Source organism: Curvibacter sp. AEP1-3 (assembly GCF_002163715.1).
In the GTDB taxonomy this organism is placed as follows: domain Bacteria; phylum Pseudomonadota; class Gammaproteobacteria; order Burkholderiales; family Burkholderiaceae_C; genus Allorhodoferax.
In genome coordinates this window covers 1,512,485-1,538,514 of sequence record NZ_CP015698.1, presented here as the reverse complement: position 1 = coordinate 1,538,514, position 26,030 = coordinate 1,512,485, and the positions used below count along the sequence as shown (strand labels likewise).

At 62.1% G+C, this 26,030-nt stretch carries 23 protein-coding genes; 16 read left to right on the top strand and 7 right to left on the bottom strand.

What is annotated here, in order from left to right; genetic code table 11:
* Positions 1 to 25: 25 nt before the first annotated feature.
* The 3 genes from AEP_RS07325 to AEP_RS07315 are packed head-to-tail and all read right to left on the bottom strand — an operon-like array spanning position 26 to position 2,782.
* Positions 26 to 994 (bottom strand): TRAP transporter substrate-binding protein, encoded by a 969-nt coding sequence (locus AEP_RS07325; RefSeq protein ID WP_087494777.1) that lies wholly within the window; start codon positions 992 to 994, stop codon positions 26 to 28.
* A gap of 29 nt (positions 995 to 1,023) precedes the next feature.
* On the bottom strand, positions 1,024 to 1,938 hold the full coding sequence (locus tag AEP_RS07320) for an SMP-30/gluconolactonase/LRE family protein (protein WP_087494776.1): 915 nt from the start codon (positions 1,936 to 1,938) through the stop codon (positions 1,024 to 1,026).
* Positions 1,939 to 1,945: 7 nt separating this feature from the next.
* The gene (locus AEP_RS07315; RefSeq protein WP_087494775.1) at positions 1,946 to 2,782 is read right to left on the bottom strand and encodes an NAD-dependent epimerase/dehydratase family protein; all 837 of its coding nucleotides are present in this window, start codon (positions 2,780 to 2,782) and stop codon (positions 1,946 to 1,948) included.
* Between the two features lie 85 nt (positions 2,783 to 2,867).
* Here AEP_RS07315 and AEP_RS07310 point away from each other — a divergent pair, with 85 nt between their 5' ends.
* Together AEP_RS07310 and gudD are read left to right on the top strand one after the other, a co-directional pair.
* Positions 2,868 to 3,647: a FadR/GntR family transcriptional regulator gene (locus tag AEP_RS07310; protein WP_087497234.1), complete on the top strand. Its 780-nt coding sequence runs from the start codon at positions 2,868 to 2,870 to the stop codon at positions 3,645 to 3,647.
* Between the two features lie 71 nt (positions 3,648 to 3,718).
* Positions 3,719 to 5,071, top strand: coding sequence for a glucarate dehydratase (gene gudD, locus AEP_RS07305; protein WP_087494774.1), 1,353 nt, complete (start codon positions 3,719 to 3,721; stop codon positions 5,069 to 5,071).
* Positions 5,072 to 5,169: 98 nt separating this feature from the next.
* Here gudD and AEP_RS07300 read toward each other — a convergent pair whose 3' ends face one another.
* Positions 5,170 to 6,633, bottom strand: coding sequence for an 8-oxoguanine deaminase (locus AEP_RS07300; RefSeq protein ID WP_087494773.1), 1,464 nt, complete (start codon positions 6,631 to 6,633; stop codon positions 5,170 to 5,172).
* A 178-nt stretch (positions 6,634 to 6,811) separates the two neighbouring features.
* Between AEP_RS07300 and AEP_RS07295 the strand changes: the two genes are divergently transcribed.
* Together AEP_RS07295 and AEP_RS07290 are read left to right on the top strand one after the other, a co-directional pair.
* Positions 6,812 to 8,212: a glycerate kinase type-2 family protein gene (locus AEP_RS07295; protein WP_442873357.1), complete on the top strand. Its 1,401-nt coding sequence runs from the start codon at positions 6,812 to 6,814 to the stop codon at positions 8,210 to 8,212.
* A gap of 83 nt (positions 8,213 to 8,295) precedes the next feature.
* Positions 8,296 to 8,949 (top strand): Crp/Fnr family transcriptional regulator, encoded by a 654-nt coding sequence (locus AEP_RS07290; protein WP_087494772.1) that lies wholly within the window; start codon positions 8,296 to 8,298, stop codon positions 8,947 to 8,949.
* A gap of 17 nt (positions 8,950 to 8,966) precedes the next feature.
* Here the strand turns inward: AEP_RS07290 and xdhB are convergent, their stop codons facing one another.
* Both xdhB and xdhA read right to left on the bottom strand, forming a co-directional pair.
* Positions 8,967 to 11,351, bottom strand: coding sequence for a xanthine dehydrogenase molybdopterin binding subunit (gene xdhB / locus AEP_RS07285; RefSeq protein ID WP_087494771.1), 2,385 nt, complete (start codon positions 11,349 to 11,351; stop codon positions 8,967 to 8,969).
* The gene (gene xdhA, locus AEP_RS07280) at positions 11,348 to 12,838 is read right to left on the bottom strand and encodes a xanthine dehydrogenase small subunit (RefSeq protein ID WP_087494770.1); all 1,491 of its coding nucleotides are present in this window, start codon (positions 12,836 to 12,838) and stop codon (positions 11,348 to 11,350) included. The genes xdhB and xdhA overlap by 4 nt, the downstream gene beginning before the upstream one ends.
* Positions 12,839 to 12,923: 85 nt before the next feature.
* Between xdhA and AEP_RS07275 the strand changes: the two genes are divergently transcribed.
* The 11 genes from AEP_RS07275 (at position 12,924) to AEP_RS07225 (ending at position 24,792) form a co-directional block, all read left to right on the top strand.
* On the top strand, positions 12,924 to 13,856 hold the full coding sequence (locus AEP_RS07275; RefSeq protein WP_087494769.1) for a LysR family transcriptional regulator: 933 nt from the start codon (positions 12,924 to 12,926) through the stop codon (positions 13,854 to 13,856).
* Between the two features lie 22 nt (positions 13,857 to 13,878).
* The gene (locus AEP_RS07270; protein WP_087494768.1) at positions 13,879 to 15,453 is read left to right on the top strand and encodes an ABC transporter ATP-binding protein; all 1,575 of its coding nucleotides are present in this window, start codon (positions 13,879 to 13,881) and stop codon (positions 15,451 to 15,453) included.
* Positions 15,446 to 16,531, top strand: a complete 1,086-nt coding sequence (locus AEP_RS07265) for an ABC transporter permease (protein WP_087494767.1) — start codon at positions 15,446 to 15,448, stop codon at positions 16,529 to 16,531. The genes AEP_RS07270 and AEP_RS07265 overlap by 8 nt, the downstream gene beginning before the upstream one ends.
* Positions 16,531 to 17,451 (top strand): ABC transporter permease, encoded by a 921-nt coding sequence (locus tag AEP_RS07260; RefSeq protein ID WP_087494766.1) that lies wholly within the window; start codon positions 16,531 to 16,533, stop codon positions 17,449 to 17,451. The genes AEP_RS07265 and AEP_RS07260 overlap by 1 nt, the downstream gene beginning before the upstream one ends.
* Before the next feature lie 48 nt (positions 17,452 to 17,499).
* Positions 17,500 to 18,657: a BMP family ABC transporter substrate-binding protein gene (locus AEP_RS07255; protein ID WP_087494765.1), complete on the top strand. Its 1,158-nt coding sequence runs from the start codon at positions 17,500 to 17,502 to the stop codon at positions 18,655 to 18,657.
* Positions 18,658 to 18,747: 90 nt separating this feature from the next.
* Entirely contained in the window at positions 18,748 to 19,728 is a 981-nt protein-coding gene (locus AEP_RS07250; protein ID WP_442873356.1) for an aromatic ring-hydroxylating dioxygenase subunit alpha, read from the top strand.
* Positions 19,728 to 20,777: an adenosine deaminase gene (locus AEP_RS07245; RefSeq protein ID WP_087494763.1), complete on the top strand. Its 1,050-nt coding sequence runs from the start codon at positions 19,728 to 19,730 to the stop codon at positions 20,775 to 20,777. The genes AEP_RS07250 and AEP_RS07245 overlap by 1 nt, the downstream gene beginning before the upstream one ends.
* Positions 20,778 to 21,065: 288 nt before the next feature.
* Positions 21,066 to 21,701: a 7-carboxy-7-deazaguanine synthase gene (gene queE, locus AEP_RS07240; protein WP_087494762.1), complete on the top strand. Its 636-nt coding sequence runs from the start codon at positions 21,066 to 21,068 to the stop codon at positions 21,699 to 21,701.
* Entirely contained in the window at positions 21,698 to 22,105 is a 408-nt protein-coding gene (locus AEP_RS07235; protein ID WP_087494761.1) for a 6-carboxytetrahydropterin synthase, read from the top strand. Before queE ends, AEP_RS07235 begins: the two co-directional genes overlap by 4 nt.
* Before the next feature lie 63 nt (positions 22,106 to 22,168).
* The gene (guaD, locus tag AEP_RS07230; protein WP_087494760.1) at positions 22,169 to 23,500 is read left to right on the top strand and encodes a guanine deaminase; all 1,332 of its coding nucleotides are present in this window, start codon (positions 22,169 to 22,171) and stop codon (positions 23,498 to 23,500) included.
* A gap of 86 nt (positions 23,501 to 23,586) precedes the next feature.
* The gene (locus AEP_RS07225) at positions 23,587 to 24,792 is read left to right on the top strand and encodes an MFS transporter (RefSeq protein ID WP_087494759.1); all 1,206 of its coding nucleotides are present in this window, start codon (positions 23,587 to 23,589) and stop codon (positions 24,790 to 24,792) included.
* Positions 24,793 to 24,822: 30 nt separating this feature from the next.
* Here the strand turns inward: AEP_RS07225 and AEP_RS07220 are convergent, their stop codons facing one another.
* Positions 24,823 to 25,386 (bottom strand): hypothetical protein, encoded by a 564-nt coding sequence (locus tag AEP_RS07220; protein WP_157673075.1) that lies wholly within the window; start codon positions 25,384 to 25,386, stop codon positions 24,823 to 24,825.
* Between the two features lie 103 nt (positions 25,387 to 25,489).
* Between AEP_RS07220 and AEP_RS07215 the strand changes: the two genes are divergently transcribed.
* A complete protein-coding gene (locus AEP_RS07215) occupies positions 25,490 to 26,017 on the top strand; it encodes a deoxycytidylate deaminase (RefSeq protein WP_087497232.1) in 528 nt (175 codons plus the stop codon).
* Positions 26,018 to 26,030: the final 13 nt, after the last annotated feature.

The following is a 26,030-nucleotide window of genomic DNA, read 5'->3' as shown; positions in this document are numbered from 1 at the left end:
GGCCGGGAGGTGGTGCAGACGCGAATTACTTCGTGTCTTGCACAGCCTTCACGAGGCGCTTGAGGTCAGGGGTGTTGGCAAACTTGTCGTACACAGGTGCCATGACGTCCTGGAAGGATTTTTTGTCCACTTCCACGAACTCGGTCCCGGCCGCTTTCACCATGTCGAATTCTTTCTTCTCATAAGCAGCCCATGCCTGGCGGTTGAAAGGCACAGAGGCTTTGGCAGCAGCGCGGATCTGGTCTTGTTCAGCCTTAGGCAGCTTGTCGAAGTTCACCTTGGAAAACAACAGCACTTCAGGAGCCATGGAGTGCTCGGTCTTGTTGTAGTACTTGGCTGCTTCGAAGTGACGGAAGCCGGAACCGTAGGAGGGGTAGTTGTTTTCAGCTGCGTCCACCAGGCCCGTCTTCAGTGCCGTCAGCACTTCGCCGGCAGGCATGGGGGTGGGGTTGGCACCCATGGCACCAGCCACGGCGACCCACAGGTCAGACTGTTGCACGCGGATCTTCATGCCCTTGGTGTCAGCAATGGTCTTGACGGGCTTCTTGCTGTAAATGGAGCGGGAGCCGGAGTCGTAGTAGGCCAGCAGCACAAAGCCTGCAGCTTCGCAGTCCTTGGCGATCTCTTCACCGATGGGGCCGTCCAGCACTTTGTGCAGGTGATCCACCGAGCGGAACAGGAAAGGCAGCACAGGGATGTTGGTCTTGGGGCATACCGAGTTCATCGGGCTGATGTTCACGCGCACCATGTCCAGCGCGCCGATCTTCACCTGGTCGATGGTTTCTTTCTCGGTGCCCAAAGCGCCCTTGTTGAATACCTTGATGCTGTTTTTGCCGCCGGAAGCCTTCTTGAGCTCTTCACTCATGAACTTCACCGCGGTGACGGTGGGGTAGTCATCCGAGTTGTGGATGTCGGCGGATTTGAATTCCGCAGCGTGCGCTGCGAGGCTCAATGCAGTGACTGCAGCGGCCAGGACGGTAGGTACCAGTTTCATGTTGTCTCCTCTATGGGATTGGTTGGGGGTTAACGGACGGGAAAACGGGAAAACAAAGGTTCAGGCAGGCCCTGTACGCCTGGCTCCAAGACCAGCAAGGCACCGTCCAGCGTGGCATCGAAGCCGGTTGCCGGGCTGGCAGGGCGGATGGATGTGACAAACAAATGGCGGAGTTCCGGGCCGCCGAACGCGCACATGGCCGGTTTGCTGACCGGTACGGCGATGGACTGCAGCAATTCGCCTCGGGGGCTGAAGCGGTGGATCCGGCCTGCGTCGTTGCCGCAGATCCAGTAGCAGCCTTCTGCATCCACAGCCGCACCATCAGGCCGGCCGGGCAGGGCTTGCATATCGATCCAGGCGGCTTGAGGGCCCCAGGTGCCAGTGGCAGCGTCGAAGGAGTGCTTCCAGATTTGTTGGCGACTGGGGTGCGAATCGGACAAGTAGGCGGTGGTGCCATCGGGGCTGAAGGCCATGCCGTTGGGGGTGATGTAGCCGCCCAGCACCGGGCCGCTCAGGCCGCGCTCGTCCAGGCCATAGATACCACCGGCGGGGCTGGCAAGCCCCATATCGCGGACCATGGTGCCCGCCCAGAAGCGGCCTTGAGGGTCGCAACGGCCATCATTGAAGCGCATGCTTGCCTGCGGATGGTTCACGCTGGCCAACAGGCTGACGTGTGCCACTGGCGGTTCACTCAAGGTGACTTCGAAAATGCCAGTCTCCATGGCCGCTATCAGGGTGCCGCGGTTGCTCATGGCGATGCAGCCCACGCGTTCCGGCAACGTCCACGTGCTTTGGTGGCGACTGACCCAGTTCAACCGGTGAATGAACGGGCCCTCAATGTCGACCCAGTAAATGCATTGGTTGGCTTCCGACCAAACGGGGCTTTCGCCCACTTTGTCGCGGCTGATGCTGATGGCCTCTACGGCTGGGGTGTGGACAGACACGAAAGCCTCAGGCTGTCTTTTTGGCGGGCAAGTGGGCGGTCATGGGCTCGCCCTGGAACAGGAAGCCGCCGCCTTGATAAATCACGGCCGGATCGGTCACATCGGGTTCGGGTGTCCGGGCGTAGACAGCCTCGCGGAACGGGTCTGAGCTGTCCTGCGGCACGTAGCCCACGTGGCGGGCCGCGCTGTTGTCGTACCAAGTGACCGCGTTATCCGACATGCCGAAAATCGCGGTGTGGCCCAGTACGGGGGTGGTCAGGCATGCAGTTACCAGGCGGTGCAGGTCGTCAAAGCTCAGCCAGCTCGCCAGCATGCGGCGGTCGCGTGGTTCGGCAAATGAAGAGCCGATGCGTACGCAGGCCGTCTCAATCCCGTAGCGGTCAAAGTACATGCGGGACAGGTCTTCACCAAAGGCTTTGCTCACGCCATACAGACTGTCCGGACGGGCAGGGTGGTTCAGGGTGATGGTTTCGCTTTGCTTGTAGTAGCCGGTCACGTGGTTTGAGCTGGCGAACACCACACGCTTGACGCCATGTTTGCGTGCTGCTTCGTACAAGTTGTAAACGCCCAGGATGTTGGCTTGCAGAATGGGCTCGAACGGGCCTTCCACGGATATGCCGCCGAAATGCACGATGGCGTTCACGCCCTTCACCATGGCGTCCACGGCTGCGGCGTCTGCCAGGTCTGCCAGCGTCACTTCTTCACCAGCGCGAGCGGGGCCGAAATCACTCCGGTCGGAGAGCCGCAAGACCTCGCAATTGGCCTTCAAACGATCGCGCATTGCTGTGCCCAAGCCGCCTGCGGCGCCGGTCATCAGCAAAGTGTGGTGTACTTTGATTGTCATGAAATAGAGAGCTGAATTGTCAGTTGTATGTTGTCTGATGTGTTAAATTGTGGTCATCGTCTCAGACCGCGTCAAGGACTTTTCCATGGACCTAGTGCAAACCCCTAGAACAATTGCAGCGTCAAGCGCAACACCGGAGTCGGCCGATGCATTGCGCCCGCGCCGCTCCAAGGGCCTGGTGAATGAGGTGGTCGAAAGTCTGGCTGCCAGCATCCGCGAAGGCGCCATCAAACCCGGCGACAAATTGCCTACCGAGTCGGAAATCATGGGCCGTTTTGAGGTCAGTCGCACCGTGGTGCGTGAAGCCATTTCGCGCCTGCAAGCCAACCGTCTGGTGGAGACCCGTCACGGTGTAGGCACCTTTGCACTCGCACCGCAAAGCAGTGGGAATTTCCAGATCGCCAATGTGGATTTCGCCACCGTCGCCGATGTGATTGCCCTGCTGGAGCTGCGGATTTCTTTGGAAACCGAAGCGGCGGGCCTGGCGGCACAACGCCGTACCGAAGCCAATTTGCAGGCCATGCAGGCCATGCTGGATGCGTTCCAGAAGTCGATCGAAGAAGACTCGGATGCGGTGCCTTCCGACTTCAGCTTTCACATGGAAGTTGCCAAGTCCACGGGTAACCGCCACTTTGCAGACCTCATGACCTACCTGGGCACCATGATCATTCCGCGCACCCGCATCAACACCGCCAGCAGTGCGCCGGAAGGGCGCTTGGCTTACCTGCAGCGGGTACATGGCGAACACGAATACATCTTCAATGCCATCCGCAATCAGGACGCGGATGCGGCCCGCGCCGCCATGCGAACCCATCTTGCCAACAGCAAGGACCGCTTGAGAAAGTCGCAGGTTGACGCGGTTTAGTTGTATGATGTCCTATATGTAGGGGCGCCACCCATCCTTCCATTTCGAGCGCCCCGCTAAGGAGATTGACCATGACCCCGTCTGAAAAACCCTCTGTGCGCGGCGCCCCTGTGGTGACTGCGCTACGCGTCATTCCGGTTGCCGGCCATGACGGCATGTTGATGAACCTGAGCGGTGCCCACGCGCCTTTCTTTACCCGCAACATCGTCATCCTGACTGACAGCAGCGGCAACACCGGTGTGGGTGAAGTGCCCGGCGGCGAGAAGATCCGCCAGACCCTCGAAGACGCTGCCTCTTTGGTAGTAGGCCAATCCATTGGCAACTACAACGCCATCCTCAACCGCATGCGCGAGGCCTTTGCCGCCCGCGATAGCGAGGGTCGTGGCCTGCAGACTTTTGACCTGCGCGTGGCGATTCACGCTGTGACCGCCGTGGAAAGTGCCTTGCTCGATTTGCTGGGCAAATTCCTGGATGTTCCGGTGGCGGCCTTGCTAGGCGATGGCCAACAACGCAGCAGCGTCGCGGTGCTGGGCTACCTGTTCTATGTGGGCGACCGTCAGCAGACTGACTTGCCCTACATCAGCGAGCCGGATCAGGCAGATGACTGGAAGCGCCTGCGCCACGAAAAAGCCATGGACGCAGACGGCGTGGTGCGCTTGGCCGAGGCTGCTTATGCGCGCTACGGCTTTCAGGACTTCAAGCTCAAGGGCGGTGTGCTGCGCGGCGAAGAAGAGGTGGAGGCCATCCGCGCTTTGCATGCCCGCTTCCCCCAAGCCCGCATCACCCTGGACCCGAACGGTGGATGGCTGTTGAATGACGCGGTGCGCCTGTGCCGCGACTTGCACGGCGTGATGGCCTATGCCGAAGACCCCTGTGGTGCGGAAGGTGTGTTTTCCGGCCGTGAAGTCGTGGCCGAGTTCCGCCGCGCCACCGGCCTACCCACTGCCACCAACATGATCGCCACCGACTGGCGCGAGCTGGCGCATTCGCTGGCCTTGCAGTCGGTGGACATTCCCTTGGCCGACCCGCATTTCTGGACCATGCAGGGCTCCGTGCGGGTGGCGCAGGTCTGCCAAACCTGGGGCTTGACCTGGGGTTCGCATTCCAACAACCACTTTGACGTGTCGCTGGCCATGTTCACCCATGTGGCGGCCGCTGCACCGGGCAAGGTAACGGCCATTGATACCCATTGGATCTGGCAGGACGGCCAGCGCCTGACCCAAGACCCGCTGCAAATTGTGGGCGGGCAGATTGCGGTGCCCACCACGCCCGGTTTGGGTGTGGAGCTGGACATGGTCGAAGTGGAAAAAGCCCACCAGCTCTACTTGCAGCACGGTTTGGGCGCGCGCAACGACGCGATGGCCATGCAGTACCTGATCCCCGGCTGGAAGTTCGACCCCAAGCGCCCCTGCCTGGTGCGTTGAGGCTTGAATTGGCCTCTGGCGCCCGTCGATATTGCGCGAGCAGCTCCTATTTCAGGAGCAATCTCGCGTCATTCAGGTGTGATGCTGCGCGGCTGAGGTCAGTGGACTGCAGCCGCAGCCAGCTGCAGCGCCAGCCGGTTGTGGCGCTCCATCAGCGGGCCAAGGTCTACCGTGTCCAAGTGACCCTCGCGCACCACCACTTTGCCGTTGACGACCGTGTAGTCCGCCTGCGGGCTGGCACACAGCAGCAGGCTGCCCACCGGGTCGTGCACCGCGCCACCGGCAAAGCCCAGCGTGTCCAGGTCAAACAGCACCAGGTCCGCACACATGCCCACTGCAAGGTGGCCAATGTCTTTGCGGCCCAGCACTTGCGCGCCGCCCCGGGTGGCTACGCTCAGGGCATCCCGGGCCGTCATCTCGGCCGGGCCCAAATCGCAGCCGAAGAAGGTGCGGCGTTCGCCAGTGGGCAACACACGCTCTTCGGGTGGCTGCATGGCGCGGCCTACGCGGGCCAGCAGCAGGGCTTGGCGGGCTTCGTTTACCATGTGGGCCGCGTCATTGCTGGCGCTGCCGTCCACACCGAGGCCTACCGGCACGCCGGCGTTCAGCATTTTGCGTATCGGCGCAATACCGCTGGCCAGTCGCATATTGCTGCACGGGCAGTGCGCCACGCCGGTGCGGCTGGCGGCAAACAGGCTGATGCCCTCGTCGTCCAGCTTCACGCAGTGGGCGTGCCACACGTCGTCGCCCAACCAGCCCAGGTCCTGGGCGTATTGGGTGGGGGTGCAGCCGAACTTTTCGCGGCTGTAGGCCAGGTCGTGGTCGTTCTCCGCCAGGTGGGTGTGAAGGCGTACGCCCTGACCCTTGAAGCTGCGTGCCAGCAGGGCGGCTTCGCGCATCAGGTCGCGGCTCACGCTGAACGGGGAGCAGGGCGCCAGCGCCACATTCAGCATGGAGCCCCAGCTCGCATCGTGGTGTTGCTCGATCAGCCGTTGGCTTTCTTTGAGGATGAAGTCTTCTTTTTCTACCACCCGGTCCGGCGGCAGGCCGCCCTGGCTCTGGCCCACGCTCATGCTACCGCGGGTGGCTACGAAGCGCATGCCGATCTCGGCAGCCGCGCCAATGCTGTCGTCCAGCCGCACACCGTTGGGATAGATGTAGAGGTGGTCGCTGCTGGTGGTGCAGCCGCTCATCAGCAGTTCGGCCATGGCGATCTGGGTGCTCACCTGCACCATCTCGGGCGTCAGCCCGGCCCAGATGGGGTACAGCCCGCGCAGCCAGCCGAACAGCTCGGCGTTTTGCACACCGGGTATGGCCCGCGTAAGGCTCTGGTACATGTGGTGGTGGGTGTTCACCAGACCGGGGGTGACCAGATGGCGCTGCGCGTCGATCACCTCGTCAGCCTCCAGCGCGTGTGGCGGCAGGTCGGCCGTAGCGCCAATGAAAGCGATGCGGTTACCCTCGATATAAATCGAAGCGTTGCGCAGCTCGGTGGAGTGTGCCGGGTCAGCGTGGTCGAAAGTGGCGACCGCGCGCGCGTTGTGGATCAGCAAAGTGCCCATGAATGTGTTTCTCCGTCAAACAAGTCTCCCACCGGCAAAGGTGGCTCCTGTCGAGGCCGAATCCCGCTGGCAGGCCAGATTGGCTGCCAGAGGCGAGCACCACGTTGCCGAGCATCCCGGGCTGTGCTGTTGCGCAGTGCGCCCCTGAATTTTGCCCCATTTACTTTTGCATCAAGCGATGAACATGCCAAGTACTGAAACCCATCCCCAAGCCCCTGCGCATTTCTCTGACATTGCCCCGCGCGAGTTGCTGAGCCAGCTGTACTGGGCCGCAGTGCGCCAGGCGCTACCCGCGCATACGCTCAACCACTACCTGCCTGAGCCGCCCAAGGGGCGCACGCTGGTGCTGGGCGCAGGCAAAGCCGGTGGCGCCATGGCCCATGCGCTGGACGCGCTGTGGCCCCAAGACCTGCCGATGTCGGGTCTGGTAGTTACCCGCTACGACCACACCCCGCCGCTACCGGCAGACGCAGCGCCAGCCCGCATTGAAGTGGTAGAGGCCGCCCACCCGGTGCCTGACGCTGCTGGCTTGGCCGCAGCCCAACGCATCCTGGCCTTGACCGAAGGGCTCACCGAGGACGATTTGGTGATTTGCCTGATCTCCGGCGGCGGCTCATCCTTGCTGACGTTGCCTGCGCAGTGGGAGGTGGACGGCGTGCAGGGTGGCATCAGCCTCGAGCTCAAGCAGCGCATCAACAAGCTCTTGCTGGAGAGCGGCGCCAGCATTCAGGAGATGAACTGCGTGCGCAAGCACCTGTCCGCCATCAAGGGCGGTCGCTTGGCCGCAGCCTGCTACCCCGCCAAAGTGGTGACGCTGCTGATCAGTGATGTACCGGGCGACGACCCCAGCGTCATCGCCAGCGGCCCCACGGTGCCGGACCCCACCACCTGTGCGGACGCGCTATCAATTTTGAAGCGCCTCGCGCAGGATGCATCAGCGCTGGAGGCCGATTTCGTGCTCAAAGCGCTGGAGTCCGGTGTATTGGAAACGCCCAAGCCCGGCGATGCCGTGTTTGCCAACAACACAGTGCACCTGATCGCCACGCCCCAGCAGTCGCTCGAAGCTGCCGCCGATCTGGCCCGCAGCATGGGCTTGCATGCCTACATCCTCAGCGATGAGCTCGAAGGCGAGTCCCGCGAAGTGGGCAAGGTGCACGCCGCCTTGGCGCGTACCGCCTCGCTCAAACCGGCTTCCGCCGTGCAACCCTTTGCCAAGCCTTGTGTGATTCTGAGCGGCGGCGAAACGACGGTCACCGTGCGCCCGCGTCGAGAGGGCGCAGCAAAAGGTCGCGGCGGACGGGCCGGTGAGTTCTGCATGGGGCTGGCTCTCGGGCTGCAAGCGCAGCCCAAGGTGTGGGCGCTGGCCGCCGACACCGATGGCATTGACGGGGTAGAAGACAACGCCGGTGCGCTGGTCGCCCCGGACACCCTGGCGCGCGCAGCGGCAGCCGGCGTTTCCCTGAGCGACTGCCTGGACCGCAATGACGCGGTGGGCTTCTTCCAGCCGCTGGGGGACCTGTTCACCACCGGCCCCACGCACACCAACGTGAACGACTTCCGGGCAATTCTGGTGTTGTAAACGGCGCAAGCCCTGCGGTCGGGCACGCGAAAGTTTGATCTGTCTCAAGGCGGCGACTGCCAGCGGCGGGCACAGTGAAGTCCATGTTGGCACCTGTACCTACCGCAATTCAATCGCTTTTGACCCACAGCAACCCCGAGCGCCGGGTCGCTGGCAGCGTGTTGCTGCGGCGCGGTGATGCGACTGCCGCAGCCTGGTATCTGGAAAGCGGGCGCGTCATCTTCGGAATCAGCGGTACCCCGGGTAACCGGGATGAACTGCTGGAGCACCAGCTCGGCCAGATGCAAGGGCCCGGCTGGGTAGACCCCACGGCCGCCGTGCTGGAAATGCCGGCTGCCATGGATGTGGTGGCCCAGACCGATGTGGTGCTGCGCCGCATTCCCATGGCGGATTTTCAGGCGGCCTTGGCTGCCAACCGCCAACTCAGCACCACCATGCTCACCGGCGTGGCGCAGGCGCACCGCGAGCAAACCGAACTGGCAGTGAGCCGCTTGGCCAAGGGGGCCGAGGCGCGCTGTGCCGAATGGCTGCTGCAACATGCTGAGTCGAATGACAAGGGCGGTTGCGCGGTGCAGCTGCAACAGCGCAAACGCCTGATCGCTGCCCAACTGGGCATTGCACCCGAGACGCTCTCCCGCGTCCTGCGCCACCTGCGGGAACGCAGCCTCATCAGCGGCTCAGGCCGCACGGTGAATCTGGTGGACCCCGGCGGTTTGCGTTCGCTGGCCGGGGTGTAGTTCCACCCTGTAGGCGCTCAGTCCTTGAGCGCTTTCAACACATTCTCAGCCGTGGCCGGCGCCGTGAGTTGCACGGCGGCACCCGGGCCTTTGGCTTGGGCTACCGCATCGCGCAATGCTTCAAACACGCTGATGCCCAGCATGAAAGGTGGCTCGCCTACGGCCTTGCTGCCGAACACGTTGTCTTCGCGGTTGGGTTCGTGCCAGAGGTCCACCTTGAAGTGCTCGGGCACATCCGCCGCGGTGGGGATTTTGTAGGTGCTGGGCGCGTGGGTGCTGAGGTAACCCTTGTCGTTCCAGACCAGTTGCTCCGTGGTGAGCCAGCCCATGCCCTGCACAAAAGCGCCTTCAATTTGCCCCACGTCGATAGCGGGGTTGATGCTGCGGCCCACGTCGTGAAGGATGTCCACTTTGAGCACCTTGCTTTCGCCGGTCAGGGTGTCGATCACCACTTCGGTGCACGCTGCACCATAAGCGAAATAGTAGAACGGCCGGCCGGTCAGCGTCGTCTTGTCGTAGTGGATCTTGGGCGTGCGATAAAAGCCGTCGCTCCAGAGCTGGATGCGGTTGGCATAGGCCATTTTCACCACGTCGTCGAAGCTGCGGGTGGCGGTGGGCGAGAACACTTCTCCATGCTTGAAGCGCACGGCCCCTGCACCGCAGCCATCGAGCCCGGCCACAAAGGCGGCCAGGTTGTCGCGCACGTTGCGGGCGGCAAACTGGGCCGCGCGGCCGTTGAGGTCGGTACCCGCACTGGCTGCAGTGGCCGAAGCATTCGGCACTTTGCTGGTGTCGCTGGCAGTGCTGAGCACCCGGGTGAAGGGAATGCCCAATTCGTCCGCCACGATCTGGGCGACCTTGGTATTCAGGCCCTGACCCATCTCGGCGCCGCCATGGTTCACCTGCACGCTTCCGTCGGTGTACACATGCACCAGCGCGCCAGCTTGGTTAAACAGCGTCGCCGTAAAGCTGATGCCGAACTTGACCGGCGTGATGGCGATGCCGCGCTTGAGCACCGGGCTGGTCTGGTTCCATGCCGAAATTACCTCTACCCGCCGTCGGTACTGCGCGGAAAGCTCCAATTTTGATAGCAAAGGCTGGAGGATGTTGTCTTCCACCTTCATCTGGTAGTGGGTGGTGTCGCGGCGGATGGGATTGGTGGTATCAGTGCCGGGGATGGCCTCGTCGCTGTAGAGGTTGCGCATGCGCACATCCAGCGGGTCCATCTGCAAGGCACGGGCAATGTCGCCCATGACGGCTTCAATCAGCACCACGCCCTGCGGGCCACCGAAGCCGCGGAAGGCGGTGTGGCTCTGGGTGTTGGTTTTGCAGCGGTAGGAGGTGATGTCTACATCCTGCAGGTAGTAGGCGTTGTCGGTGTGGAAAATGGCGCGGTCCGCCACCGGGCCGGACAGGTCGGCGCTGAAGCCGCAGTTAACAGCCATTTGCAGTTTGAGGGCGGTCAGGCGGCCGGTATCGTCAAAGCCCACGCTGTATTCATACGCAAAGGGGTGGCGCTTTCCGGTGACCATAAAGTCGTCGTCCCGGTCCAGCCGCAGCTTCACGGCGCAGCGGTTTTTGGCAGCTGCAATGGCCGCCCAGACGGCCAGATGGCCGGCCTGTGTTTCCTTGCCGCCGAAGCCGCCGCCCATGCGCCTGCATTCCACCTTGACGGCGTGGTTGTCGATGCCCAATGCGTGGCTCACCCAGTGCTGCACTTCGCCGGGGTGCTGGGTGCTGCTGTAGACCACCCACTGGTTCTGCTCTTGCGGGAGCACGTAGGCAATCTGGCCTTCCAGGTAAAAGTGTTCCTGCCCGCCGACTTCCAGCGTGCCGTGTAGGGTGTGGGGCGCGCTTTTCAGGGCCGCATCCGCATCACCGCGTCGCACGTTGACCGGCGGCAGCACAAAGCTTTGGGCGCGGATGGACTCCTGCACCGACAGGATGGCCGGCAAGGGCTCGATCTTGAGTTGCACTTTCCGGGCGGCATGGCGGGCCTGCATCACTGTTTTGGCAAGCACCACGCCCACCACCTGGCCCACGAACTGCACGGTGTCCAAGGCAAACACCGGCTCGTCGCCGGCAAAGGCGGCCAACATGGGGTCGCCGGGAATGTCTTCCGCCAGCACCACGTCCACCACGCCGGGCATGGCGCGTGCGGCCGTGCTGTCCACGCCCAGCAGCTTGCCGTGCGCATGGGTGGAAAGAATGGGCGCGGCATACAGGGTGCCGCGCACCTCGGGCAGGTCGTCGATGTAGTGCACCGCGCCGGCCACTTGGGCCACGGCGCTCTCATGGAACTGATTGACGCCGGCGGCCGGGCCACGGGGAGTGGGCACGGCGGCGGCCACCTCGGGGGAGAGGGTGGGAGTCAAAGACGGGTTGAAGGGTGTGGCGCTCATGCAGCTTCTCCTTCAGGCACATAGCTCTCTAGATTGATGGCGGTAAGGCCTTGGCTCTCCAGCCAGTAGCGCTGCAGCAGGTTGCCCAGCACCTCCACCCGGTAGGTACTGCTGGCGCGCATGTCGGAAATCGGGCTGAACTCGGCTCGCAAGATGTCCTTGGCAGCTTTCACCGTGGCGGGGTTCCAGGGTTTGCCCAGCAAGGCAGCTTGTGTCTTGAGCGCACGCACTGGCGTGGCCGCCACACCTCCAACCCCGATACTGGCGTGGGTGACTGTGCCGCTTTCGATATGCAGGTTCAGCGCGAGGCAGACGGCAGAAATGTCGTCTTCAAAGCGTTTGGAAATCTTGTAGACGCGTGACCGCTCGTGGGGTACAGCTTTGGGCACTTTGATCCAGGCCAGCACTTCGTCTGGTGCCATGACGTTCTGGCGGTAGCCGGTGTAGAGGTCTTCAAGGCGCAGTTCGCGGTGCACCGCTTTAGCCTTGTTGCCTTTGCCGCGCCACGCCATCAGCACCACGCTGGCGCCCAGGGCAATCAGCAGCGGCATGGAGTCCCCGATGGGCGAGCCATTGGCCACATTGCCGCCTAGCGTGCCCGCGTTGCGCACCGGAAGGCCGGCAAAGCGGCTGGCAAAAGTGGCCAACTGCGACCGGTCGGCCACCAGGGCGGCAAACGCATCCGTCAGGGTGACGGCGGCGCCTATGGCGATGTGGTGCGGGTACTGCTCCACGCGCCGCAGCTCGGCCACTTGGGTCACATCCAGCACGCGGGGGAAATCTTTGTGCATCTTGGTGACCCACAGGCCTACGTCGGTGCAGCCAGCGACGATTTGCGCTTGCGGGTACTGGGCCCGCGCCGCAAGCAAGCCGGGCAGGGTGGTGGGCGAAACATAAGAAGAATCGGCCTCTGGCGCTCGTCCCTCCTGCGCGAGTAGCTCCAATTTTGATAGCGTTTCGGCTTCGCGCAGGTCCACGGCGGGTTGGCCCAGCATGGTCTGGGCAGCATCCAGGATAGGGCGGTAGCCGGTGCAGCGGCACAAATTCCCACTCAGGGCGTGCAGGGCGTCGTCCCGCGTAATGGGGGCACCGGCATGGGCGTGTTGCCGGTACAGGTCAAACAGGCTCATCACAAAGCCGGGGGTGCAAAAGCCGCATTGCGAGCCGTGGCACTGCACCATGGCTTCCTGTGCGGGGTGCAAGCGCCCGTCGTCGGCGGCAATGTCTTCTACCGTCCACAGTGCTTTGCCATTGAGGCTGTGGGCCATCTTGATGCAGCTGTTGACCGCTTTGGTCTGCAGTTCGCCGTTGACGGATTCGCCCACGACCACGGTGCAGGCACCGCAGTCGCCTTCGTTACAGCCCTCTTTGGTGCCCGTGCAGTGCAGGTCTTCGCGCAGCACCTCCAGCAGGGTGCGGGTGGGGGGAACATCGTGCAGCGTGATGATTTCGCCGCGGCGTACAAACTTCAGGGGAGTGGTGGTCATGGAGTGTTTCCTCGTGCGGGAGGGTAATCCGGGTGTTGTTCCGTTTCCATACGCATTAGCATATGGGTCCAATTGAACGCTGTGTATGAGAGACCAATCCCTTTTCGACAAGATAGACCTTCATTTGATCAGGGTCCTTCATACCGTGTTAACCGAGCGCAGCGTTTCGAAAGCCGCCATCCGTCTGGGCATGCACCAGCCGGCGGTCAGCGCATCGCTCAAACGCTTGCGGGACTTTGCCGGCGACCCCTTGTTGGTGCGCTCCGGCTCCGGCATGGTGCCCACCGAGACGGCGCTGCGCATGCTCGAGCCGAGTGCCAGCATATTGCGTGCCGCGGAGATGTTGTTCTCGGATGCGCGGGGTTTCGAGCCGGAATCGGCACGCAACACGTTCCGATTGGCAGCCAGCGACTACCTGGACCCCTTGTTTCTGCCCCGTCTGGTGGCCCAGATCAAGGAAAAGGCGCCGATGGCAGAAATCGACATCCATCCCCTGAGTGGCGCGGCCGATTACCGCACCCAGCTGGCGCAGGGCGATATCGATGTGGTGATCGGCAACTGGCCACAACCCCCGGATGACCTGCACCTGGGCCGCCTCTTCGGGGACGAAGTGGTGTGTCTGGTGTCCAACAAGCACCCTGCCGTGCGCCGCGGCTGGGACCAGACCCAGTGGCTGGAAGCAGAGCACATTGCACCGGGCGCTACCCATCCGGGTGCCAAGGGCGTGATCGATGACCACCTCAGCGTTCTCGGCTTGCAACGGCACATCGTTGCCCGTTGCCCGCATTTCAGCCTGATTCCGGGCATGGTGGCATCAACCTTGCTGGTGTTGACTACCGGCCGTCAGTACTGTGAACGTTTTGTGGACACACTGCCGGTCACAATATTGCCTTGCCCTGTGGAGTTTCCCCGCATGATGTACTACCAGCTCTGGCATGCCCGCACCCACACCAGTGCTTCCAATAAGTGGCTGCGTGAGCGCATCAAATCGGTGGCCGCAGAGCTCCGAAAAGAATAATTAAAGAAGACAACACGCCTGTATGGAATCCACTTCGCCTCCGACTGCCGTGCCGCGGCTGCAACTCACCGGCATCACCAAGGCCTACCCCGGCGTGATCGCCAATAGCGACGTATCGCTCATGGTGCTGCCCGGCCAGACCCATGCCGTGCTGGGCGAAAACGGTGCCGGCAAGTCCACCTTGATGAAGATCATCTATGGGTCCATCAAGCCCGATGCCGGCCAGGTGCTGTTCAACGGCAAGCCCGCCAATATCCGCAACCCTAAAGAGGCGCGGGCTTTGGGCATCAGCATGGTGTTCCAGCACTTCAACCTGTTTGACACCATCACCGTGGCTGAGAACGTGTGGCTGGGTCTGGACAAGGCGCAAAGCCTGGAGCAGGTCACCGCCAGCATCACCGCCAAGGCGGCCGAATACGGCCTGGACATTGACCCCAGCCGCCCGGTGCACACCCTGAGCGTGGGCGAGATGCAGCGGGTGGAAATCATCCGTGCCTTGCTGACCAACCCGCAGTTGCTGATTCTGGATGAGCCCACCTCGGTGCTGACACCCCAGGCGGTGGAGAAGCTGTTTGTGGTGCTTAAAAAGCTGGCCTCGCAGGGCTGCAGCATTTTGTACATCTCGCACAAATTGCATGAGATCCGTGAGCTGTGCAATGCCTGCACCGTGCTGCGCGGCGGCAAGGTCACCGGGGTGTGCAACCCGGCAGAAGAGTCCAACGCATCCCTGTCCCGCTTGATGATCGGCGCAGAACCACCCCAGTTGGAGCATCGCCCCCAACAAGCCGGCTCGCCGGTACTCACCGTCAAAAGCCTGAGTCTGGCCCGCGAGGATCAGTTTGGCGTGGACTTGAACGGCATTTCGCTCACGGTCCATGCGGGTGAAGTGGTGGGCATTGCGGGTGTATCCGGCAATGGCCAGAAAGAACTGCTGTACGCACTGTCCGGCGAAGATGTGCGCGCACCCAAGGGCAGCGTCACCATGGGCAAAGTGGACGTGTCCGCCATGCACCCCGGCGGCCGGCGCAGGTTGGGCCTGCACTTTGTGCCCGAAGAACGTTTGGGGCGCGGTGCGGTACCCACACTGAGTCTGGCCCAGAACATGTTGCTGACCCGCACGGAGTCCATCACGGCACCAAAATTTGCCGGCGGCTGGATCCGGGTGCGCCAGTTGGAAGACCATGCCGCGCGCATCATCAAGGCTTTCAACGTCAAGGCCAATGGTCCGACGGCTGCGGCGCGCTCGCTCTCCGGCGGCAATTTGCAGAAGTTCATCGTGGGCCGCGAGATCGATGCAGCGCCCAAGCTGTTCATCGTGTCCCAGCCCACCTGGGGCGTGGACGTGGGGGCCGCAGCCCAGATCCGCGGCGAGATTCTGGCTCTGCGCGATGCCGGCTGCGCGGTGCTGGTGGTGAGCGAAGAGCTCGACGAATTGTTTGAGGTCAGCGACCGGCTGCATGTCATCGCACGCGGGCGCTTGTCGCCGTCCGTGCCGGTGGCGGAGGCTACGGTGGAAAAGATCGGGGAATGGATGAGTGGATTGTGGGAAGGTGCCGGCGCAGCTGCAGCCGCCTCTGTGGAGGTGGCCCATGGCTAAAGCCGGTTTGAAACTCGAAGCCCGCCCCCAGCCGTCCAAGGCCTGGGGCTACGGCTCTCCGGTGCTCGCGCTGCTGGTGACGGTGCTCATCGGTATTGTGTTGTTCATGGCACTGGGCAAAGACCCTGTGCGGGGTCTGCTGGTGTTCTTCTGGGAACCCATCAAAAGCGGTTACGCCCTGGGTGAACTGGTAGTCAAAGCCACGCCTTTGCTGGTGATTGCGCTGGGCTTGGCCGTGTGTTTCCGCTCCAACGTGTGGAATATCGGTGCCGAAGGGCAGTACATCATTGGTGCCATTGCAGCAAGCGGCGTCGCCCTGCTGGCAGAGAAGACCACCGGGGGCTGGATCGTCGTACCCGTGGTGCTGGCCGGCATTGCCGGTGGCATGGTGTGGGCCGGACTCACGGCGTTCTTGCGTGACAAGTTCAACGCCAACGAGATTCTGGTGAGCCTGATGCTGGTGTATGTGGCAGTACAAGTACTAGGCTATCTGGTTTACGGCCCCTGGAAAGACCCCTTGGGTTACAACTTCCCCCAGACCAAGACCTTTGAGGCAGCGACCCGTATTCCCCGCTTGTTCCAGGGCTCGCGTATGAGCATCGGCGTGTTGTTCGCGCTGGTAGGTGTGGCCGGGGTGTGGATTTTCCTGTTCCGTACCCGCGCAGGTTTTGCCCAGCAGGTGGGTGGCTTGGCGCCAGCAGCTTCCCGCTATGCAGGTTTTTCATCCCGCAAGGCACTGTGGACGGCTTTGCTGGTGTCCGGGGGCATGGCAGGTTTGGCGGGAGCGCTGGAAGTGGCTGGCCCCATCGGGCAGCTGACACCGTATGTGCCGGCAGGTTACGGCTTTGCCGCGATCATCGTGGCTTATGTGGGGCGTTTGCATCCTGTGGGTATGGTGTTCTCGGCGCTGCTGATGAGCATGTTCTACATCGGTGGCGAATTGGCCCAGTCCCGTTTGGGCTTGCCCAAGTCCCTCACCGGCGTGTTTCAGGGCCTGTTGTTGTTCAGTCTGCTGGCCTGCGACACCTTGGTGAATTACCGCCTGAAATGGGTCTCCGCCGCAGGAGGTAAAAAATAATGGATGCATACGCACTGCTGATCGCAGCGACTTTGAATGCCGGCACCGTGCTGGCCATCGCCTCGCTGGGCCTGTTGATCAATGAGAAAGCCGGCATCGTCAACCTCGGTGCCGAAGGCATGATGTTGTGTGCCGCTATTGCCGGTTTCGCCGCCGTCGTGCATACCGGTAGCGATGTGGCGGGCTTTGCGGCCGGCATTGCCGCAGGAGCAGTCATGGCGGCCATCTTCGGGTTGCTGGTGATCTGGCTCAACACCAATCAGTACGCCACCGGTTTGGCGCTCAGCTTGTTCGGTGCGGGTTTCTCGGCGTTCGCAGGGATTTCGTATGTGCAGGAAAAAATGCCGGAGCGGCCCAACTTTGCCATTCCCGGCCTGTCGGACATCCCTTTTATCGGCCCTGCATTCTTCAAGCACCACCCCATGGTGTACCTCACGGTGCTGTTCGCCTTGGGATTGATCTGGTTTTTGTATCGCACCCGCGCCGGCTTGATTCTGCGTAGCGTGGGCGAGAGCCCGGAGTCTGCCCATGCCCTCGGGTACCCGGTGCGCGCCATCCGCTTAGGCGCGGTGGTGTGCGGCGGCGCACTGTGTGGCTTGGCAGGTGCCTATATTTCGGTGATTTACACGCCCCTGTGGGTGGAGGGCATGGTTGCCGGCAAGGGCTGGATTGCGCTGGCCCTGACCACCTTCGCCACCTGGCGCCCGGCACGGGTGTTGCTTGGTGCGTACCTGTTCGGGGGCGTGACCATGTTGCAGTTCCATCTGCAAGGTATCGGGGTAGAAGTGCCAAGCCAGTTCTTGACCATGCTGCCCTATATTGCGACCATTGTGGTCTTGGCCCTGATTTCGCGTAATCCGCGTTGGATCCGGATTAATATGCCTGCTTCCATCGGCAAGCCGTTTTATCCGGGCTCGTGATGCGCGATTGTTTCGTTTCCAACCCTCGTTTTTTTATAAGGAAGTGACATGACAGATTTGCAAAAACGTTCCTTGCTGAAGGTAGCGGCCCTCACGGCCGTTGCTGGTGCAGCACTTGTCGGCTGCGGCAAGAAGGAAGAGCCGGCTCCTGCGCCCGCACCGGCTCCCGCAGCCTCTGCGCCTGCTCCCAAGGCAGAACCCCTGAAAATCGCGTTTGCCTACGTCGGTCCTGTGGGCGACGGCGGCTGGACCTTTGCACACGACAACGGCCGCAAAGCCCTCGAAAAAGAATTCGGCGACAAGATCGTCACCTCTTTCGTGGAAAACGTGCCTGAGTCTGCTGACGCTGAGCGTGTAATCCGCGAAATGGCCAGCAGCGGCAACAAGCTGATTTTCGGCACAACCTTCGGTTATATGGAGCCCATGCTCAAAGTGGCGCCCGAGTTCAAGGACGTGAAGTTTGAACACGCCACCGGCTACAAGCAAGCCGAGAACATGCGCACTTACGACAGCCGCACCTACGAAGGCGCGTACATGGCTGGCGTGATCGCAGGCAAGATGACCAAGACCGGCACGCTGGGCGTGGTGGCTTCCATCCCAATTCCTGAAGTGATCCGCAACATCAACAGCTTCACATTGGGCGCCCAAAGCAGCAACCCCAAGGTCAAGACCAAGGTGGTGTGGGTGAACGGCTGGTTTGACCCACCAAAAGAAACCGAAGCCGCTACCTCCCTGATCAATGGTGGTGCTGACGTTCTGTTCCAGAACACCGACTCTCCTGCTGTCTTGAAGACTGCAGAAGCCAAGGGCAAGCGCGCCTTCGGTTGGGATTCCGACATGACAGCCTACGGCCCCAAGGCCCACTTGGCTTCTGCCGTGATCAACTGGGGTCCTTACTACATCTCCGCGACCAAGGCCGCGCTGGATGGTTCCTGGAAGGGCGGCACTGGTTCTTGGTTGGGCGTGAAGGATGGCGCGATCGATATCGTTTCCATCGCTGAAGACGTGCCCGCCGAAACCAAGGCCAAGGTTGAAGAAGTCAAGAAGGGCTTGGCCGATGGCAGCTTCGCCATCTGGAAAGGTCCTCTGAAGGACAACACCGGCAAGGATGTCTTGAAGGAAGGCGAAACCGCTGACGACAAGTTCCTCTCCGGCGTGAACTTCTACGTCAAGGGCGTGGAAGGCAAGGTTCCCGGCGCCAAGTAATGGTGACCCGGTAATTGAAAGGGCCGCCCAGTGCGGCCCTTTTTTGTTCATGTGCAGCGTGCACATGGCATGAGACTGGAAAGCAGACCTTTGAAAGAACACTCACTCTGGCTCCCTGTGATGGCCAGCACCAGCCTGACCGATGCACCCCTGGCAATCACCTTGCTGGAGCAGGAGCTGGTACTCTGGCGCGATGCCACGGGTTCGGCACATGCGTGGGCGGACCAGTGTCCGCACCGTGGAGCAAAACTCTCCCTCGGGCGTGTTTGTGCAGGCCGGCTCGAGTGCCCGTACCACGGCTGGCAGTTTGAAGCAGGAGGCCAGTGCGTGCATGTGCCTGCGGTACCGAGCTTTGTGCCCCCTGCGAGCCATGCGGCGCGCACCCATCCAGTGGTGGAGGCCTATGGCCTGCTCTGGGTGCAGTTGCAGCCCGAGGCTGGAGTGCCATTGCCGGCGTTTGTTGCAGAGTCCGATACGCAGTTGCGCAAAGTACTGTGCGGCCCCTATGACGTGGCGACCAGCGCGCCGCGCATTGTCGAAAACTTTTTGGACATGGCGCACTTCGGCTTTGTGCACGAAGGCTGGTTGGGAATGCGCGAAGCCACCGCTATTGATGATTACTGTGTGGAACTTACCCCCACAGGGCTGTTGGCCACCCAATGCCGGGCGTGGCAGCCTCAAAGCAATGTGCACTCCACCGCCCCTGCACAGGTGGAATACACCTACGAAGTCGTCGCCCCGTATACCGCTGTGTTAACCAAGGTGCCGGATGCTGCCAGTGTGGCGCTGCAGGGCTTCCGCGAGTCCATCGCTTTGTTCATCTGTCCGACAACACCCGAAACCAGCCGTGTCTGGTTCCGCTTGGCCATGGCGGACTTTGATTCGCCTGACAACAAGCTGCAGGATTTTCAACACACCATCTTCATGCAGGACAAGCCGGTGCTCGAATCCCAACGGCCGCGCCGCCTGCCTTTGGATGTGCGCGCCGAAGTACACACCACGGCGGACAAAGCTTCGTCCGCCTACCGCCGCTTTTTGAAGCAAGAAACAATCACTTTTGGAGTCTGCTGATGCGCACCCGCCCCAACGTACCCACCGTCGCCGCCGATCGCATGCCCGCCCTATTGCGTGCCATGCCCAAAGCTGAGCTGCACATGCACATCGAGGGCTCGCTGGAGCCCGAGCTGATGTTCGCACTGGCCAAACGCAACCAGGTGCCGCTGCGCTTCCCCAGCGAACAGGCGCTGCGCGATGCCTATGTGTTCAACAACTTGCAAGAGTTTTTGGACATCTACCACGAGGGCACCATGGTGCTGAAGACCGAGCAGGATTTCTACGATATGACCTGCGCGTACCTGGCCAAGGCGCAAGTAGACAACGTACTGCACGCTGAAGTTTTCTTCGACACCCAAACACACACCGGCCACGGCTTGAGCGCCGAGACGGTGATCAACGGCCTGTACCGCGCGTGTGCGGATGCACCCGCCAAATTCGGCATGACCGCCTCGTTGATTTTGTGCTTCCTGCGCCATCTGAGCGAAGAGGAAGCCTTTGAATGCCTGGAGCAGGCACTACCGCTGCGCGACAGGATTGTGGGCATTGGCTTGGCATCGAGCGAAGTGGGGCACCCGCCCGAGAAGTTTGCCAAGGTCTACGCCCGCGCCCGCGAGTTGGGCTTCCGGCTGGTGGCGCACGCAGGTGAAGAGGCGTCCCCCGCCTACATCTGGAGCGCGCTGGATGTGCTCAAGGTCGAGCGAATCGACCACGGCGTGCAAGCCATCCACGACGCAGCCCTGATGCAGCGCCTGGCCGCTGACAAGATGCCGCTCACCGTCTGCCCCTTGTCCAACCTGAAGCTGCGCGTGTTCCCTACATTGTCTCAGCACAACATCGGCACGATGCTGGACGCCGGCATCATGGCTACTGTCAATTCCGACGACCCGGCGTACTTCGGCGGCTACCTGAACGAAAACTTCACCCAGACCTTTGCCGCGCTAGGCCTGAGTGCCCGGCACGCGTATGCGCTGGCACGCAACAGCTTTGATGCCAGCTTTATCGACGCATCCCTGCGCCAGAAATACGTGCAGCGCTTGGATGAGGTGTTTGAAACCTTTCGCTAAGCACCCGCCAAGCACTCTGGACCGCCCCAGGGCGGCGTTTGAGTGTCAAATAGGCCTCTAGCGCCCGCTCTGTCTGCGCGGGCAGCTATCAAATAGATAGTATCTGCGGCGCTGTATACCGATTGCAGGGCCGCACGGTAAAATCCACCCCAAGGCCCGCTGCTCCGGCGGGCCTTGCCTTTTGTGTTCCGGAGCCATGTAGAGGACTACCATGTACAAAAACCTCGCCGCCACGCCTGTGGCCGCTTGTTGTTTCTCCCGCTCATTCGCTGTGGTCGCGTAACGGCCATGGCATACCAAGTCAAAGAAATTTTCTACACCCTGCAGGGCGAAGGCTCGCACGCAGGGCGCCCCGCCGTGTTCTGCCGCTTTGCGGGTTGCAACCTGTGGTCCGGCCGGGAGCAGGACCGCGCGACCGCCGTCTGCCGATTTTGTGATACCGACTTTGTGGGCACCGACGGCACGCTGGGCGGCAAGTTCAGCACCGCGCAGGCGCTGGCCGAGCGCATTGCGGCGCAGTGGCCGGCTGGCGACACAGCCCACCGCTTTGTGGTGATGACCGGCGGCGAACCGCTGCTGCAGGTGGACACCGCACTGATAGCCGCGCTGCATGCATTGGGCTTCCAGATCGCGGTGGAAACCAACGGCACCGTGTTGGCGCCGGAAGGTATCGACTGGATTTGCGTGAGCCCCAAAGCCGGCTCGCAGTGGATTCAGCGCCAGGGCCACGAACTCAAGCTGGTGTGGCCACAGGCCGGCATCACCCTGGAGGAGTGCGAGGCGGCAGACTTCAAGCACCGCTACCTGCAGCCCATGGACAGCCCGCAGCGCGCGGCCAACACCGAGACCTGCATCACCCAGTGCATGCAACGCCCGGCGTGGCGCCTCTCCCTGCAAACCCACAAGATCACAGGTATCCGATGACCCAAGCACCCGCCATCCCGCTTCCCCGCAGCTGCGAGGTCAGCCAGAAGTTCTTCTTTGACGCCGCCCACACCTTGAAGCGCACGGTGGATGACGCTGAAGAGATCGCCGGAAGCCGCCGCATCCACGGCCACACCTACCACGCCGAAGTGACGGTGGCCGGCAGTGCTGACGCGGACACCGGCATGGTGGTGGACCTGGGTCATTTGCGTACCGCCATTCAGGTGCTGCGACCTCAGCTGGACCATCACTTGCTGGACGAAGTGGAAGGCTTGGGCCCCGGAACGCTGGAGAATCTGGCTGCTTTCATTTGGCGCGCCATGGCTGCTGAATTTCCGGGCTTGTCGCAAGTGCGCGTCTGGCGCGACGGCATCGGCGACAGCTGCACGCTGCGCGCCCATTGATTGTCAGCACTTGGTACAGACATTGCTGCTACGCCACTTCCTGCGTCTTTGAAGCTCACCACCATGATCGCCTACCGCGCCTCTCTTCTCTGGTTTGCCCCCCGCAGCGAGGGCGTGGCCCGCGCCCTGTATGAGCAGGATGGCCTGCTGGTCGTCGGTCCTGATGCACAGGGGCGGCAGGTGGTGCAGGCCATCGGTGCGTACAGCACCGTATCCAAGCAGTACCCGCAGGTGCCGGTACAGCATTTTCCCGGGCGCATCATCGCGCCGGGATTCATCGACCTGCACATCCACTACCCGCAGATCGACGTGATCGGTTCGCCCGCCAGCGGCTTGTTGCCCTGGCTGGAGAACTACACCTTCCCTGCAGAAAATCGCTTCTCCGCGCCCGACCACAGTGCGCAAGCAGCTACGTTTTTTATAGCAGAGCTGCTGCGCAATGGCGTGACCACCGCGCTCACCTTTGCCACTTCGCACCCGGAGTCGGTGAACGCTTTGTTCACCGAGGCGCAAGCACGACACATGCGCCTGATCACCGGGCTGGTGCTGATGGACCGCCATGCGCCGGACTACCTGGTGAATCAGGGGCAGGGGAGTGTGAGCGGCACCGAGCAAAGCCTGCGCGATACCGAGTCGCTGATCCAGCGCTGGCACGGCGTGGACCGCCTGGGCTACGCGATCACACCGCGCTTTGCGCCCACCAGTACCGATGCCCAGTTGCGCGGCGCGGGCGAGTTGGCCAAGCAATACGGTGACGTATGGATTCAAAGCCATGTGGCCGAGAACAAAGACGAAATCACCTGGGCGCGCGAGCTGTTCCCTGCGTCCCGCTCCTACCTCGCGACCTACGACGATTTCGGCCTGATGCGTGAACGCGCCATCTACGCCCACTGCATTCATTTCGATGACGACGACCGCGCCTTGATGCGCGACACCGGCGCGGCCGCGGCCATCAGCCCGACCAGCAACCTGTTCTTGGGCAGCGGCTTTTTCGACTACGAAGGTGCTGACCGCGTGGGTTACCAATACGGCCTCGCCAGCGATGTGGGCGGTGGCACATCGTTCAGCCCCTTCCACACCATGCTGGCTGCGTATTACGTAGGCCGCGAAGGCCAGACCAAGCCCGGCCTGTCGCTCTCGCCCCAGCACCTATGGTGGCAACACACTGCGGGTGCCGCAGGCGCCTTGGGGCTGGACGGCGCGAATGGTGGGCCTGCGGTAGGCAACTTGCTGCCCGGTTGCGAGGCCGACTTTGTGGTCCTCAACCTCCAGGCCACGCCGCTCCTGGCCCGCAAAACGGCGCTGGCCTCCAACCTCGACGAATTGCTGTTCAGCCTGATCGTGTTGGGCGACGACCGTCTGATCGAGAAAACGGTGATTTCTCAAGCCATTTAGGCCTCTGGCCCCCGTGGATGTTGCGCGAGTAGCTCCTGTTTTTGTAGCGACTGCGCTCCTGCACTTCGCACTGTTTCAAGGAATTCATGCATTCAAAAGAAGACGCCACCCCGTTGACACGGTTTCAGGTGGTATTGGTCATCCTCGCACTGGCTTGCGGAGGCTTCGGTATAGGTACGGGTGAATTCGCCATCATGGGTTTGCTGCCGGATGTGGCCGCCACGTTTCAGGTCAGCACGCCGCAGGCGGGTTATGTCATCAGCGCTTACGCCTTGGGTGTGGTGGTGGGGGCGCCGCTGATTGCGATTGCCGGCGCCAAGGCGTCGCGCCGTTCGCTGTTGCTGATTCTGATGTCGGTGTTCACCGTGGGCAATCTGGCCAGTGCATTGGCGCCGGATTTCCTGAGCTTTACGGTGCTGCGGTTTCTGACAGGGCTACCGCACGGTGCGTACTTCGGCGTTTCGGCGCTGGTGGCTGCCTCGCTAGTGCCAGTGCAGATGCGCGCACAGGCGGTGGGCTACGTGATGATGGGCCTCACCGTCGCGACTCTCCTGGGCACGCCGGTGATGGCGTTTTTCGGGCAATCGTTGAACTGGCGGGTGCTGTTCCTTTCGGTGGGTGCGATCGGCGCGCTCACCGTCACACTCATCTGGCTTTATCTGCCGCGCGACAAGCCCACCGAGGGCGCGGGTGTCATGCGTGAGCTGGTGGCGTTCACCCATCCCCAAGTCTTGCTGACCCTCACCTTGGCGGCAACCGGTTTCGGCGGCATGTTCTCCATCTTTTCGTATATCGCCGGGACCGCTACCGAGGTGGCACACATGCCCGCGGGCATGATTCCGGTGATCATGGCTTTGTTCGGTGTGGGCATGAATGTGGGCAATGTGGTCGGTTCCAAGTTGGCAGACATTGCCTTGATGGGCACCATAGGCGTCATGCTGGTGTTCAACATCGTGGTGATGAGCTTGTTCAGCCTGACAGCAGGTTCACCCTGGATGCTGTGCACCTGCACGTTTTTGATCGGCTGCACTTTCGCCGCCGGCCCGGCCATCCAAACCCGCTTGATGGATGTGGCTGCCGATGGCCAGACGCTGGCCGCAGCTTCTTTGCACTCCGCATTCAATGTGGCCAACGCGTTGGGTGCCTGGCTGGGCGGCTTGGTGATTGCCTTTGGTTACGGCTACGCCGCCACCGGCTATGTGGGCGCGGTGTTGTCATTCTTCGGTTTGTTTGTGTTCGCAGCCTCGGTCATGCTGGAGCGGCGCAGCAGCTTGGCTCTCAGCCAAGCCTGAGCAACACATTAGCTTCTGGGTGCGCTCGCCTCAGGGTTTCACAATCCCTGAGAAGTTCATGTCCTGCAGCGGCCCCAGCGGGTTGTGGGTGACCTCCAGCTCATTCACCCACGGTTGGCCGCCCCAGGCGCGGTAGACGACCAGGTCGTCCACCATCAGGATGGTGGCACTGAAGCGCCAGCCCGTGGTCTCAGTCCGGCGGCTGAAGTTGGTTACATCCTTGAAAAAGCCTCCGGTGCGTGACTTGGTGATCTTGGAGATGATCAACTCGATGCCCCTGCAGTTGCCCCTTGCGGCGACACAGGTCAGGACGCCGGGGTCCAGGTCGTCCCGGGTCAGCATGGTGTTGGGCACAAAGAACTTGCGCACGATGTCTGCCTGCGTCAGGTGCGTCGCGTTGGGGTGGTTGGCGGGGTTGAGGTTTCCCACTTCAATCAGGTGCCAGTTGCTCTGCATGGGCACCAGCACTTCCACCGCCAAGCGCGCTTCGTCAAAGCTCGTGAAGGTGCTGGAGTCGGTTTGCGCACTCGGCAGCATGGCGGTACACCCGTTGCACAGCACCAGGAAGGGGAGGAGTAGGGTTCCGACGCGCATATGACGCACCGTAGCGCCGGCGCCCGGACCCGTCTGTTCAACAGCGCACCCTTGGCGAAGCGTTGAGCGCCGGATGCTAGACTGCCCAAAACCACTGCTTGCTATGAAAAACGACTCTCTGATTCACTGGCATTCCATGTTCATGGGCGTGGCGCTTCTGGCCGCAGCCCGTTCCAAAGACGCCCGCAAGCGCAATGGCGCGTGCATCGTCGGCCCGGACAACAAGATTTCCGGCGTGGGCTACAACGGCCTGCCGCGTGGCTGTGATGACCACGACGAGCATTACTGGCAGGACGACGACAGCGACCCGCTGAATTCCCGGCACAGCTACATCGTGCACGCCGAGCAGAACGCCATCCTGAACTGCACGTCCTTGCCGCTGCATGGCTCCACCATTTATGCGACCCAATACCCCTGCCCGCGGTGCGTGCAGTCCATCATCCAGGTCGGCATCAAGCGGGTGGTGTACCTGGACAAAAAAGCACACCAGGAGCGCGTGAACGCCGCTTCCGAAAAGATGCTGGCTGATGCCGGTGTCGAGATCGAGTCCCTGCAAGCCTTGCAACCCGAGTCAGCGGAATGGTCTGCTGAGCTGGCGCAGTTCATTGAAACCTCCACAACAAACCGTTAACCACTGCGGGCGA

What these genes read in the sequence shown, in the direction of transcription:
- AEP_RS07325 (WP_087494777.1), bottom strand. Translation starts at nt 994, where the DNA reads ATGAAACTGGTACCTACCGTCCTGGCCGCTGCAGTCACTGCATTGAGC.
- AEP_RS07315 (WP_087494775.1), bottom strand. Translation starts at nt 2,782, where the DNA reads ATGACAATCAAAGTACACCACACTTTGCTGATGACCGGCGCCGCAGGC.
- AEP_RS07310 (WP_087497234.1), top strand. Translation starts at nt 2,868, where the DNA reads ATGGACCTAGTGCAAACCCCTAGAACAATTGCAGCGTCAAGCGCAACA.
- gudD (WP_087494774.1), top strand. Translation starts at nt 3,719, where the DNA reads ATGACCCCGTCTGAAAAACCCTCTGTGCGCGGCGCCCCTGTGGTGACT.
- AEP_RS07300 (WP_087494773.1), bottom strand. Translation starts at nt 6,633, where the DNA reads ATGGGCACTTTGCTGATCCACAACGCGCGCGCGGTCGCCACTTTCGAC.
- AEP_RS07295 (WP_442873357.1), top strand. Translation starts at nt 6,812, where the DNA reads ATGAACATGCCAAGTACTGAAACCCATCCCCAAGCCCCTGCGCATTTC.
- AEP_RS07290 (WP_087494772.1), top strand. Translation starts at nt 8,296, where the DNA reads ATGTTGGCACCTGTACCTACCGCAATTCAATCGCTTTTGACCCACAGC.
- xdhB (WP_087494771.1), bottom strand. Translation starts at nt 11,351, where the DNA reads ATGAGCGCCACACCCTTCAACCCGTCTTTGACTCCCACCCTCTCCCCC.
- xdhA (WP_087494770.1), bottom strand. Translation starts at nt 12,838, where the DNA reads ATGACCACCACTCCCCTGAAGTTTGTACGCCGCGGCGAAATCATCACG.
- AEP_RS07275 (WP_087494769.1), top strand. Translation starts at nt 12,924, where the DNA reads ATGAGAGACCAATCCCTTTTCGACAAGATAGACCTTCATTTGATCAGG.
- AEP_RS07270 (WP_087494768.1), top strand. Translation starts at nt 13,879, where the DNA reads ATGGAATCCACTTCGCCTCCGACTGCCGTGCCGCGGCTGCAACTCACC.
- AEP_RS07265 (WP_087494767.1), top strand. Translation starts at nt 15,446, where the DNA reads ATGGCTAAAGCCGGTTTGAAACTCGAAGCCCGCCCCCAGCCGTCCAAG.
- AEP_RS07260 (WP_087494766.1), top strand. Translation starts at nt 16,531, where the DNA reads ATGGATGCATACGCACTGCTGATCGCAGCGACTTTGAATGCCGGCACC.
- AEP_RS07255 (WP_087494765.1), top strand. Translation starts at nt 17,500, where the DNA reads ATGACAGATTTGCAAAAACGTTCCTTGCTGAAGGTAGCGGCCCTCACG.
- AEP_RS07245 (WP_087494763.1), top strand. Translation starts at nt 19,728, where the DNA reads ATGCGCACCCGCCCCAACGTACCCACCGTCGCCGCCGATCGCATGCCC.
- queE (WP_087494762.1), top strand. Translation starts at nt 21,066, where the DNA reads ATGGCATACCAAGTCAAAGAAATTTTCTACACCCTGCAGGGCGAAGGC.
- AEP_RS07235 (WP_087494761.1), top strand. Translation starts at nt 21,698, where the DNA reads ATGACCCAAGCACCCGCCATCCCGCTTCCCCGCAGCTGCGAGGTCAGC.
- guaD (WP_087494760.1), top strand. Translation starts at nt 22,169, where the DNA reads ATGATCGCCTACCGCGCCTCTCTTCTCTGGTTTGCCCCCCGCAGCGAG.
- AEP_RS07225 (WP_087494759.1), top strand. Translation starts at nt 23,587, where the DNA reads ATGCATTCAAAAGAAGACGCCACCCCGTTGACACGGTTTCAGGTGGTA.
- AEP_RS07220 (WP_157673075.1), bottom strand. Translation starts at nt 25,386, where the DNA reads ATGCGCGTCGGAACCCTACTCCTCCCCTTCCTGGTGCTGTGCAACGGG.
- AEP_RS07215 (WP_087497232.1), top strand. Translation starts at nt 25,490, where the DNA reads ATGAAAAACGACTCTCTGATTCACTGGCATTCCATGTTCATGGGCGTG.